Consider the following 12274-nt stretch of genomic DNA (forward strand, 5'->3'; position numbering starts at 1 on the left):
CCGCCACGCCGGGCGGCGACGCCACGGCGACCGCGCCGGTCGTCGCCGGCGCTCCGACGCCCGCGCCGGCGACGCCCGGCGCCCCCACCCTCGCCAGCACGACGCCCGGCACGGACGCGGCGACGCGCGTGCGCGCGGGCCACGTCCTCGGCGACGGCTTCGAGGACCTCGACGACGGCGAGCTCGCCGCGGTGCTCGACGCGATCGAGCACGACGGCGCCTCGCTCCCGGCGCTGGAGCCGGTCGTCTTCGCACCCGAATTCGCAGGAGGTGACGGATGACCCGTCGCATGTCCGAGCTGGTCCTGGCGGCGCTGGCGGCCGTCGGCTTCTCGATCGGCGCCCGGGCGGCGGGGGCGCAGGAGCCGCAGCCGCCGCGCGACCGCGTGAGCGAGCGCGTGCTCGGCGAGCGCCCGAGCGCGGAGCGCATGCTGCGCGCGGTGCAGGAGCGGCTGGGCCTCTCCGAGGCGCAGACCCGCCGGCTGGGCGAGACCACCGGGCAGTTCGCCACGCAGCGCCAGCAGCTGTTCCGCCGCGAGCGGACGCTGCGCCGCGACCTGCGCGAGCAGCTCTCGCGCGGCCAGTCGGCCGACCAGGCGCGCGTCGGGCAGCTGCTCGACGAGCTGCTGGGGATGCAGCGGCGCCGCGCCGACATGGTGGTCGCCGAGCAGCGGGCGCTCGCCGACTTCCTGACGCCCGTGCAGCGCGCCGAGTTCATGGCGCTGCAGGAGCGGGCCTTCCGCGCCGCGCAGCAGATGCGCGAGCAGCGCGAGGGGCGCGGCGACGACGAGGAGGGCGGGCGCGGGGGGCCGGGCGGTCCTCCGGGCGGCGGGCCGCCCCGCTGACGCGGCCCCCGGCCCGCGCTAGCTTGCGCGGGCCGGCGCCTCGCGCGCCGGGCGCGCCGGGGTGGCGGAATGGTAGACGCGGAGGTCTCAAAAACCTCTGTCCGCAAGGACGTACGGGTTCGAGTCCCGTCCTCGGTACCACGGGGCGGCCGGTGATCGCCGGCCGCCCCGTCACGTTTCCGGCCCTGGCGGTTCACGGCGTGACGCCGCGTGCGACGGACGTGACGGCGCGGCGCTCAAGTTTTCGCTGCGACACGAAAAAAGGCTCAAGTCGGTGCCTGAACGTGCCGACATCGATCGGCGGGGCAAGACAGCGGACCGCGCGGTGACCGCGCATCCAATCCGCCCCCGACACACACCCGATCCCGAGCCTTCATGACCCGAGTCCGCTTCCGCACGGTCGGCGCCGCCCTCCTCGGCGCCGCCGTCGGCGCCTGCGGCGACGCGCCGTCGGCGCCGCGCGCCGCCGCCGCCCCCGCCGCCGCGCCCGACCGCGCGCTGGTGGGCAGCCTGGTCTCCGGGCTGACCGGGACGCTGACCAGCGTGAACGGGCTGCTCTGGGCGGTCCCGGCGACGCAGGCGAGCGTCGCCAAGACCATCGGCCCCGCGGGGGGCACGCTGTCGCTCGGCAGCGGGCTGACGATGGTGGTGCCGGCCGGCGCGGTCGCGGGCAACGTCGCGTTCAGCATCACGCGCGTCCCGGGGACGATCGTCGCGTACGACTTCCAGCCGCACGGGACGAAGTTCGCGGTGCCGGTGCAGCTGCGGATCAGCACCGCGGGCACGCTGGCGAAGCTGCTCCCGGGCAGCGCGCGCCTCGAGGGCGCCTACTTCCTCGACGGCTCGCGCCTCAGCCACGCGAGCGGCACCGCGTCGGTGTCGGAGTTCCGCCCGGTGACGCTCTCGGGCGACCGCTCGACGCTCAGCTACACGGTCGACCACTTCAGCGGGTGGATGGTCTCCACCGGCCGCCGCTGAGCGAGGTGACGACGATGCGACTCCCGCTCCCGACCGTCCGCCGCGCGCTCCCCCCGCTCGCGACCGTCGCCGCCGCGCTCCTCGCCGCCGCGTGCAGCGACGCGGCCACCGCGCCGTCGGCGTCGCCGTCGGCCGGCCCCCGCCGCACGACCGCCGCCGTGGACACGACGTACGGCACCTTCTCCTACGATCCGTCCGTCTCGTACGACCTGTCGCTCGGCGGCGGCCACCGGCTGCAGATCCCCGCCGGCGCCGTCTGCAACCCGGCGACGAGCGGCTACGGGCCGACGACGTGGGACGCCGCGTGCGCGCCGCTCGCGCAGACGCTGACGTTCTCGGTGAAGACGTGGCGCGACCCGTCGGGGCGCCCGCGCATGCAGGTCTCGCCCGACGTGCGGTTCGTGCCCGGCGCGAACGTCGTGCTGCGCATGAAGGACGACGCGGCGTCGGCCAGCGCGAGCAGCGCGATCCTGTGGTGCCCGACCGGCGCGACGCGCTGCGTCGACGAGTCGCTGCAGGACGCCGCGCTGCTCACGCGGGGCGGGGGGAACGGGTTCGTCTACCGCCGCCTCAAGCACTTCAGCGGCTACACCGTGGTCGTCGACCGCGCCGGCGGCGGCGAGGACAACGGCTTCGGCTTCTGAGCCGGACCGGTGCGGCGCCGGGCGGGAGCGGCCGATACTCCCGTGGGACCCACGCTCCCGCCCACACCGTCCTCCCGCCATGCGCCCCCGCCACGTCCTCCCCTGCGCCGCCCTCGCCCTCGCCGCCTGCGGCGGGGAGCGGGCCGCCCCGTCCGCCGGCGCGCCGCAGGCGCTAGTCATCGCGACGCCTTCCGACGCCGACGCCCTCCTGCCGCCGCTCGTCGCGACGACGCAGGGGAAGCAGGTGGTCGACATGATGTTCGACTACCTGGCGGCGCTCGGCGACTCGATGGTGGTCGACGGCGACCGCGGCTTCGCGCCGCAGCTCGCGCGCGGGTGGCGCTGGGCGCCGGACTCGCTGTCGATCGCCTTCGAGCTCGACCCGCGCGCCCGGTGGCACGACGGCCGCCCGGTGCGCGCGGCCGACGTCGCGTTCTCGTTCGCGCTGTACACCGACCCCAAGGTCGGCTCGCCGCACGCCGCGAACTTCGCGGGGATCGACTCGGTGACGGTGCGCGACTCGCTCACCGCCGTCGCGTGGTGGACGCGCCGCGGCCCGGAGCAGTTCTACCAGCTCGCCTACAACCTCGTGGTGATGCCCGAGCACCTGCTCGGCGGCGTGCCGCGCGACGGGCTGCTCACTTCGGCGTTCGCGTCGAAGCCGGTGGGAAGCGGCCGCTTCCGCCTGCGCGACTGGAAGCGCCGCGACCGGATCGAGCTGGTCGCCGACAGCGGCAACTACCGCGGCCGCCCGGCCGTCGACCGGCTGATCTGGACGATCGCGCCGGACCCGGGCGCCGCCGCGCTCCGCGTGCTGGCCGGCGAGGCCGACGTGCTCGAGACGGTGCGCGGCGACGTCGTGCAGAAGGTCGCGCAGTCGTCCAACGTGCGCCCGGCGCCGTACGGCTCGCTCGACTACGGCTACCTCGCCTTCAACCTGCGCGACGCGCGGGCCAAGACGCGGCCGCACGCGCTGTTCGCCGACCGCGCGGTTCGTCTCGCCCTGAGTCGCGCCGTCGACCGCGACGCCGTGGTGCGCAACGCGCTCGACTCGCTCGGCCGCGTCGCCCTCGGCCCGCTGACCCGCGCCCAGTCCACGGCCGACGAGTCGCTGTCCGCTCCCGGCTTCGACGTCGCGGCGGCCCGCGCGGCGCTCGACTCGGCGGGGTGGCGCCTCGCCGCGGGCGACAGCGTCCGGGCGCGCGGCGGGCGCCCGCTGGAGTTCCGACTGCTCGTCCCGAGCTCGAGCAGCACGCGCATGCGGCTCGCCGTGATCCTGCAGGAGCAGTTCCGCGGCGTGGGCGTCCACGTCGAGCTCGACCCGGTCGACGGGCCGACGTTCGTCGAGCGGATGCGCACCGGGAAGTTCGACGCGGCGCTCAACGTCTGGCGTACCGACCCGAGCCCCGCCGGGCTGCGGCAGGCGTGGGGCTCGCCCGTGGGTGACGACGTCGGCGCGAACTTCGGCCGCTACGCGAACGCGGCGTTCGACGCCACGGTCGACAGCGCGGCGACCGAGCTGTCCCCCGAGCGCCGGCGCGCGCTCTTCCGCCGCGCGTACGCGCAGGTGCTCGCCGACGCGCCGGCGATCTGGCTGTACGAGCCGCGGAACCTGGCCGCCGTCAGCCGCCGCTTCGAGCCGGTGGGGATGCGTGCGGACGCCTGGTGGGCGCACCTGGCCGACTGGAAGCCCGCCGGCCCGCTGCGGACCGCCGGCCGCTGACTGTCGACAGGGGATGCGCGAAGGGGCGGGGCCGAGTCGGCCCCGCCCCTTCGCGCGTGGTGCGCCCGCTCAGGCGACCAGCGCCTGCGGTCGCAGTCGCGAGACCAGCGGCTGGTATCCCAGCGCGCGGGCGTGCACCGAGTAGCGGTGCAGCAGGTCCTCGTGCTGGAGCCCCATCGCGCGCAGCACGCCCGCGCACTCGGCGGCCAGCCACACGGCGGCGTACTGGTCGTGCTCGTCCGCGCGCTCGAGCGCGCGCGTCAGCTCGGTCTCGACCGCGTCGCGGTCGCCGCGCACGGCGGCGAGCTTGACGACGAGCGCGTCGTACAGCTCGCGCCCCTGGAACCACCAGTGCTCGCGCCCCGTCGACAGCTCGGTGACGTCGACGCGCTGCTGCTCGGCGCTGGGCGCGAAGCCGAGGGCGAGCTCCGCCAGCCCGGCGCCGGCGATCGCGCCCAGGTGCACGTCGCGCTGCCCGAGGGTCGCGGCGAGGGCGGCGCAGGCCGAGTAGAGCTCCAGCGCGCCGGCGGGGTTCTGCTCCTCGCGCGTCACGTGCGCCAGGTTGTACAGCGCGACCAGGCGGAACGGCTCGTTGCCGATCGACGCGAAGAGGCGCAGCGCCTCGTCGAACCGCTCGCGCGCCGCGGCGAAGCGCCCCGACTTCATCTGCAGCACGCCGAGGTTCATCGACGTGGCGCCGGCCAGGTCTGCGGACCGCACGTCGCGCGCGATGTCGAGCGCGGTGGCGTACGAGACCTCGGCCGCGGGGTGGTTGCCGGCGCGGTCGCAGGCGACGCCCACGTTGATGTGGCAGCGCAGCTGCCCGCGCCGGTCGGCGAGGCGCGTGAACAGGTCGAGCGCCCGACGGTAGAGCGGGACCGCGTCGCCCGGGCTCTCGGTCAGCAGCGTGGACCCGACGCGCATGATGGCGTCCGCCTGCAGGCGCAGGTCGTCGCCCATCTCGGCCTCGGTCAGCGCCTGCCGCGCGACCTGCTCCGCCGCCTCGGTGTCGCCCAGGCGCCCGTAGGCGAGCGACACCATCGTCAGAAGCGCGACCACCTCCGCGCGGTCCTCGCGCTCGCGCGCCTCCTCGAGCAGCTCGAAGCACGCCGCGAGCACCTCGTGCGCCGAGACGCCGCGCTGGAGCTTCAGCCGCTGCAGCATGCGGCGCGCGGGGGCGAGCACGCCGAGCGACGACGCGCCGGCGGCGAGCGAGGTGAGGACGAGCTGGCAGTGGCGCTCGGCGTCGACGTAGCGGCCGGCCTGCTCGTGCACCTGCGCCATCCGCCACTCGGCGTCGGCCTGCTCGGCGAGCGTCCCGGCGTGGCGCTGCGCCATCGCGAAGAAGTCGAGCGCGGCGTCGAAGGTGTAGAGGGCGGCGGCCTGCTGGCCGGCGTCCATCGCGCTGCGGTACGCCTCGCGGGCGATGCCGGCGCGGTCGTAGTGGAGCGCCACCTCGCCCGAGCTGCCGACGGCCCGCGCCTCGATCGCGCGGGCGACGCGCGCGTGCACGCGCCGCCGCCGGAGCGGGTTCACGCCGCGCAGCAGCACTTCGGCGAGCAGCCGGTGCGCGAACGCGAGGGTCGACCCGCCGCGCGCCGGCGTGGTGACCAGCACCGAGCGCGCCATCGCCTCGTCGATCGCCTCCAGCACCGCCGCCTCGTCCTGCTCGGTCGCCTCGAGCAGCGTCTCGGCGTCGAACTCGCGGCCGATCACGGCGCCGACGACCAGCACGTCGCGCGCGGCATCCGACAGCCGGTCGAGCCGGCGCGACAGCAGGTCCTCGACCGCCGTCGGCAGCGGCTGGTCGCCGCCCGGCGTGTACTGCCAGCGCCCCTCGACGTGGCGGAGGCTCTCGTCGTCCGCCAGGGCGCGCACCGTCTGGACCGCGAACAGCGGGTTCCCCTCGGTGTGCGCGAGCAGGTGGTCGACCAGCGCCTCGTCGGGCACCTGGCCCGACATGATCGACCGCAGCCAGAGCGTCAGCTCGTCGCGCGTGAGCCGGGCGAGCGGCAGCTCGGCGAAGCGCTCGGCGCGCGTGAGGCGGCGGCGGCGCGCCGTCCCGGCGGCCGACATGTCCTCGCCGCGGATGGTGAGGCAGAGCAGCACGCGCTGCGTCTCCAGGCGCTGCTGCAGGTACTCGAGCGCGTCCCACGTCGCCGCGTCGGCCCACTGCACGTCCTCGAGCGTCACCACCAGCGGCCGCTCGGCGGCGGCCGCGGTCAGCAGCTCCTCCAGCTCCTGCAGCAGCGCGAAGCGCGAGCCGTCGCCGGCCGGCGGCGCGTCGCCGCCTCCGGGGAGGGCGGGGCAGAGCGGGCGCAGGTGCGACCACGGGCGCTCGGGGACGAGCCCGGCCGCGACCGCGCCCGCCAGCACCTCGGCGAACGGCCCGTACGGCGGCTGCACGTCGGCCTCGATGCAGCGCCCCGCGAGCATCACGCCGGCGCGCACCGCCACGTCGGGCGCGAGCTGCCGCACCAGCGTCGTCTTGCCGACCCCCGCCTCGCCGACGATCGCCACCATCGACGGCCGCTCGCGCGCCGCCTCGTCGAACAGGCGGCCGAGCCGGGTGCGCTCCTCGGCGCGGCCGACGAAGCAGTTGAACAGCAGCTGCGCCTCGCCGGAGTCCGCGCCGGCGGTGGCGGCGGCGACGCCGTTGCGCCCGCGGCGCTTCGCCTCGTACAGCGCCGAGTCGGCGGACGCGAACAGCGCTTCCAGGTCCTCGCCGTGCATCGGGGCCGACGCCGCGCCGATCGAGAGGGTGACCTGGACGAACTGCCCGTCGGCGTCGCGGCGCGGGCAGGCGAGGCCGGCGACCGCGACGCGCACCCGCTCGCCGATCGCGACCGCGTCCTCCAGCCGCGTGCCGGGGAGCATCGCCACGAACTCGTCGCCGGCGTAGCGGGCGACGTAGTCGGTCGGACGCGTGTTCACGCGCAGCTGGTCGGCGACCATGCGCAGGACGTCGTCGCCCTGCAGGTGGCCGAAGGTGTCGTTGACCAGCTTGAAGTGGTCGATGTCGATCACCAGCAGCGACACCGGGCGCTCGGTCGTCCGGCGCGCGGCGAGCACGCGCTCGGCCGTCTCGCGGAACGCCTTGCGGAGCGGGATGCCCGTCAGGTCGTCGAGCTCGGGCGCGCTCGGCGAGACGACCAGCGCCGAGGCGCCGGCCGCCGCGCTCGCCTCCGACGCCGCGGCGTCGGGCTCCGTGGCGGCGGACGCGCCGTCCTCGCGCATCCGCGCCGCCCACTGCGCGGCGACCTCCTCGAACCAGGCGAAGACGGTCGGGTCGAACGCCTTGCCGACGTCGCGCCGCATGAGCGTCATCGTGTCATCGTGCGACATCGCGCGCTTGTAGCTGCGCACGCTCGTCAGCGCGTCGTACACGTCGGCGACGCACAGGATGCGCGCCACCAGCGGGATGTCCTCGCCGCTCAGCCCGTGGTAGCCCGCCCCGTCCCACCGCTCGTGGTGGTACTGGATGATCGGGCGGATGTCCCACGGGAACTCGATGTCGGCCAGCACCTCGACGCCCGCCGTGGTGTGGTTGCGCATCAGCGCCCACTCCTCGTCGCTCAGCTTCCCGGGCTTGTTCAGCACCTCGCCCGGGATCACGATCTTGCCGACGTCGTGCAGCAGCGCGCCGATGCGGAACCAGAACAGGGCGTGCTCGTCGAAGCCGGCGCGCCCGGCGATGGCGCACGACAGGTCGGCGACGCGCACGCAGTGGCCCTGCGTGTAGCGGTCCTTGGCCTCGATCGACTCGCCCCAGCGCCGCGCGACGTGCAGGAACTCGTCGCGCAGCCCGGTGAAGCGCTGGTCGATGTCCTGCAGCTCGCGCGCGGCGCGCAGCCGCTCGAAGAGCCCGTGGGCGCGGTTCAGCCGCTGCAGCACCTCGCGGTTGCGGCCGAGGCGGCGGGCGAGGTCGGCGCGCTCGCGCGACACCTCCGCCAGCAGCGACAGGTCGCCCCGCGCCTCGGCCACCTCCTCGGCGCGCGCCAGGTGCAGCTCGGCGGCCTCGAGGTCGCCCGTCTCGCGCGCGATGATCCCCTGGAGCTTGGTCGCCTGGCCGATCGCCGCCGCGTCGCCGGTGCGCGTCGCGAGGTCGAGGGCGTGGCGCACCGCCGCCTGCGCGTACGCGTACTCGCCGCGCGCGACCCACAGCTCGGCGAAGTTCACGTCGAGCACGATGCGCGTGCTCTGGTCGCCGGCCAGGTCCGCGATCTCGGTCGCCTCGGCGAACGCGCGGTGGGCGTCCTCCCAGCGGCGCTCCAGGGTGTGCAGCAGCCCGAGGTTGTTGAGCGCCACGCACACGTCGCGCAGCAGCCCGAGCGCGCGGTAGTCGGAGAGGCTGGCCTCGTAGTGCTGGAGCGCGACCCCGCGGTCGCCGCGGATGCTGGCCAGCACGCCGAGGTTCTGGGCGGTCATCGCGGCGAGCTTGGCGTCGCGCGCCTGGAGGGCGCGCCCGCGCGCGTTCAGGTACAGCCGCTCGGCCTCGTCGAGGTCGCCCTGCCGCCAGCGCACCACCGCCTGGATGTTCACCGCGTGGCCGCAGGCCGCGCCGTCGCCCGCCGCCTCGGCGACCGCCAGGGCCGCCTCCAGGCAGTCCCAGGCCGCCTCGTGCTCCGCTTCCTCCAGATAGGTCCGCGCGATCCAGCGGAGGGTCGCCGAGGCCTGCGCGGCGTCGGCGGCGGCCCGCATGGTGAACAGCGCGCGCTCGAAGCAGGCGCGCGCCTGCTCGCGCTGCCCCGCGCGCTCGGCCGCGTGCCCCTCGGCCAGCCACACCGCCGTCGTGCGCGCGCCGGCCCCGTCCGCGTCGGGACGCAGCGGCGCGGGGCCGGGCGGGGCGGCGGTCGCGGGGTGGGACATCGAGGCGGGAGGGGGGGCGGAGGGCGGGGGCGACCGTGGAGAGGGTCGGCAGGTGCGCCGGAGTTCTGCAGCACCGCCCGCCGCCGTCCCGCCGCCGACCCGACCCCGGGGGACGGCCCGCCCCCCCGCGGCGTCACGCCCGCGGCGCTTGCCGCCCGCCTCCGGCGGCGGCTAGGTTTCCGCCCCGCCGGAACCCGCGCGTCCGGCGCTCCGAGCCCCCCGCCGCCCGTCGTCGCGGCCGGGGCTCGTCCCCGTGGCGGGCGCGCCGTCGGCGTCGCCCGCCCGTCGTCTCTCCGCCCCCGGCACTCCCCGGTTCCATGGCGACCTACCGCTTCGCACAGATTCCCGCCGACGGCCAGCGCATCGAGTACGCGAACGGCGCGCTCTCCGTCCCGGCCCGCCCGATCGTCCCGTTCATCGAGGGCGACGGCACGGGCCCCGACATCTGGCGCGCCTCGGTGCGCGTGATGGACGCCGCGGTGGAGAAGGCGTACGGCGGCGAGCGGAAGATCGCCTGGATGGAGGTCTACGCCGGCGACAAGTCGCTCCAGAAGACGGGCGAGTACCTCCCCGAGGAGACGATCGACGCGCTCCGCGAGTTCCGCGTCTCGATCAAGGGCCCACTCAGCACCCCGGTCGGCGGCGGCATCCGCTCGCTGAACGTCGCGCTGCGCCAGATCCTCGACCTGTACGCCTGCATCCGCCCGGTGCGCTACTTCGAGGGCGTCGGCGCGCCGGTCAAGGAGCCGCAGAAGCTCGACATCGTCATCTTCCGCGAGAACACCGAGGACGTCTACTCGGGGATCGAGTTCAAGGCCGGCTCCCCCGAGGTCGACCAGCTGCGCGGCATCCTCAAGGACCAGTTCGGGAAGGACGTGCGCGAGGGGTCGGGGATCGGCATCAAGCCCATCTCGGCGTTCGGCTCGAAGCGCCTCGTGAAGATGGCGATCGAGTACGCCCAGAAGACGCGGCGCGGCAAGGTCACGCTCGTGCACAAGGGCAACATCATGAAGTTCACCGAGGGCGCGTTCCGCGACTGGGGCTACGAGGTCGCGCGCGACGAGTTCGGCGGCCAGGTGATCGACAAGGGCCCGTGGCAGAAGCTGTCCGACGGGATCCAGGTCAGCGACGTGATCGCCGACGCGATGTTCCAGCAGCTGCTGCTGCGCCCCGACGAGTACTCGGTGATCGCGACGCCGAACCTGAACGGCGACTACCTCTCCGACGCCGCGGCCGCGCAGGTCGGCGGGCTGGGGATCGCGCCGGGCGGCAACGTCGGCGACGGCCTCGCGGTGTTCGAGGCGACGCACGGCACGGCGCCCAAGTACGCGGGGCTCGACAAGGTGAACCCGGGCTCGGTCATCCTCTCGGGCGTGATGATGCTCGAGTACATGGGCTGGGACGAGGCCGCGAAGCTGATCGTGAGCGGCATGGAGCGCGCGATCGGCAGGAAGACGGTCACCTACGACCTGGCGCGCCAGATGCCCGGCGCCACCGAGGTCTCCTGCTCCGGCTTCGGCGAGGCGATCGTCGCCGAGATGCGGGCCTGACGCTTGCGGCGGGGCGGGCGGTCCCGGGAGTCCCCCGGCGGCCGCCCGTTCCGCGTCCCGTCCCACCGACCGATGCCACTCCAGTTCGCGCTGTCCGTCGACGCGCCGCACGCGCTCTCGACGCCCCTCCTCGCCGTCGCCCTGGCCGCCGACGAGGCGCTCCCGGGCGCCCTGTCCGAGCTCGACGCCCGCCTCGGGGGCGCGCTCGGGCGCACGCTCGCGCGCCGCGACTTCCGCGGCGGCCGCGACGAGACGCTGCACCTCGCCGGGGGCGACGACGGCGTGCAGCGCGTGCTGCTCGTGGGGCTGGGGAAGGCGGCCGACCGCCCGGGCGCGCTGCGGCGCGCGGGCGCCGTCGCGGCGCGCGCGGCGACCAAGCTGGGCACGGGCGAGCTGGCGTTCTACGCGGCCGGCCTCGACGCGCGCGGCGCCGAGGAGGCGGCGGTCGGCATGGGGCTCGGCGCCTGGAGCTACGACGACCTGCGCGCCAAGCCGCCCGAGAAGGACCGGCGCGCGCAGCTCTCGCGCGTGACCGTCGTGGGCGACGCCGCGCTGCAGCCCGCGATCGACGCCGCCGACGCGGTCAACGCCGGCTACGCGACGGCGCGACGGCTCGCGATGATGCCGGGCAACGTCTGCACCCCCGACACCTTCGCGCAGGTCGGCCGGGAGATCGCCGACGCGCACGGGCTGTCGCTCACGGTGCTGGGCCGCGCCGAGATGGAGGCCGAGGGGATGGGGTCGTTCCTGTCGGTGGCGCAGGGGACGCCGCAGGACCCGAAGCTCGTGGCGCTCGAGTACCGCAAGGGCGGCGACGCGAAGCCGATCGTCCTCGTGGGGAAGGGGCTGTGCTTCGACACCGGCGGGATCAACCTCAAGCCGGGCGAGGGGATGTTCAACATGAAGTTCGACATGTGCGGGGCCGCCGGCGTCATGGGCGCCATGGAGGCCATCGCGCGGCTCGGGCTCGCGGTGAACGTCGTCGGCGTCATCGGCTCGACCACCAACATGCCGTCCGGCGAGGCGATGAAGCCGGGCGACGTGGTGCGCGCCATGTCGGGCAAGACGATCGAGAACCACAACACCGACGCCGAGGGGCGGCTGGTGCTGTGCGACCTGCTGCACTGGGTCAAGAAGTACGAGCCGGCCGCCGTCATCGACGCGGCGACGCTCACCGGCGCCATCGTCATCGCGCTCGGGCACCAGGCGGTGGGCGTGTTCGGCAGCGACGACGCGCTGACGCAGGAGGTGCTCGCCGCCGGGCGCCGCGCGTCGGAGCGCGGGTGGGAGCTGCCGATGTTCGAGGAGTACAAGGAGCAGCTCAAGAGCGACGTGGCCGACCTGAAGAACGTCGGCGGGCGCGCGGCCGGGTCGATCACCGCCGCCTGGTTCCTGCGCGAGTTCGTGGACGGCGCCTACCCGTGGGTGCACCTCGACGTCGCCGGCACCGCGTACTCCGAGACGGACCTCGGCTGGCTGCCGAAGGGCCCGACCGGGACGCCGACCGGCACCTTCATCGAGTTCGTGCGCGGGAGGGCCGGCTGAGTCGGCGCCGCGGCCGCGCGGGGTCGCTGGTCGCGGCGGCCGCGGCGCTCCTGGTCCTGTCGGCGCCGCGCGCGGCGCGCGTGCAGCAGCACGTCCCGCCGCAGCCGGTCCCGGCGGACAC

General features: G+C 75.5%; 7 protein-coding genes, 1 tRNA gene and 1 pseudogene. 8 read left to right on the forward strand and 1 reads right to left on the reverse strand.

What is annotated here, in order from left to right:
- From PYV61_RS12170 to PYV61_RS12195, 6 genes and pseudogenes are all read left to right on the forward strand, one after another.
- A pseudogene (locus PYV61_RS12170) lies at nucleotides 1-281 on the forward strand (hypothetical protein); the annotation flags it as partial.
- 8 nt (nucleotides 282-289) lie between these two features.
- Nucleotides 290-844: a hypothetical protein gene (locus tag PYV61_RS12175; protein WP_275831831.1), complete on the forward strand. Its 555-nt coding sequence runs from the start codon at nucleotides 290-292 to the stop codon at nucleotides 842-844.
- A gap of 55 nt (nucleotides 845-899) precedes the next feature.
- Nucleotides 900-985, forward strand: a tRNA-Leu gene (locus PYV61_RS12180).
- A gap of 234 nt (nucleotides 986-1219) precedes the next feature.
- Complete coding sequence (locus tag PYV61_RS12185) at nucleotides 1220-1822, forward strand: hypothetical protein (protein ID WP_275831833.1); 603 nt, start codon at nucleotides 1220-1222, stop codon at nucleotides 1820-1822.
- A 14-nt stretch (nucleotides 1823-1836) separates the two neighbouring features.
- On the forward strand, nucleotides 1837-2466 hold the full coding sequence (locus tag PYV61_RS12190) for a hypothetical protein (RefSeq protein WP_275831835.1): 630 nt from the start codon (nucleotides 1837-1839) through the stop codon (nucleotides 2464-2466).
- A gap of 79 nt (nucleotides 2467-2545) precedes the next feature.
- Complete coding sequence (locus tag PYV61_RS12195; protein ID WP_275831837.1) at nucleotides 2546-4189, forward strand: peptide ABC transporter substrate-binding protein; 1644 nt, start codon at nucleotides 2546-2548, stop codon at nucleotides 4187-4189.
- Between the two features lie 69 nt (nucleotides 4190-4258).
- On the opposite strand, the gene PYV61_RS12200 is transcribed toward PYV61_RS12195, so the two are convergent.
- Nucleotides 4259-9058 (reverse strand): diguanylate cyclase, encoded by a 4800-nt coding sequence (locus tag PYV61_RS12200; protein WP_275831839.1) that lies wholly within the window; start codon nucleotides 9056-9058, stop codon nucleotides 4259-4261.
- A 317-nt stretch (nucleotides 9059-9375) separates the two neighbouring features.
- Here PYV61_RS12200 and icd point away from each other — a divergent pair, with 317 nt between their 5' ends.
- Together icd and PYV61_RS12210 are read left to right on the forward strand one after the other, a co-directional pair.
- Complete coding sequence (gene icd, locus PYV61_RS12205) at nucleotides 9376-10608, forward strand: isocitrate dehydrogenase (NADP(+)) (protein WP_275831841.1); 1233 nt, start codon at nucleotides 9376-9378, stop codon at nucleotides 10606-10608.
- Nucleotides 10609-10680: 72 nt separating this feature from the next.
- Nucleotides 10681-12153 carry a leucyl aminopeptidase gene (locus PYV61_RS12210; protein ID WP_275831843.1) on the forward strand — a complete coding sequence of 491 codons (1473 nt, stop codon included), beginning with the start codon at nucleotides 10681-10683 and terminating at the stop codon, nucleotides 12151-12153.
- Nucleotides 12154-12274: the final 121 nt, after the last annotated feature.

The sequence above is a fragment of the Roseisolibacter sp. H3M3-2 genome, from assembly GCF_029211165.1.
In the GTDB taxonomy this organism is placed as follows: domain Bacteria; phylum Gemmatimonadota; class Gemmatimonadetes; order Gemmatimonadales; family Gemmatimonadaceae; genus Roseisolibacter.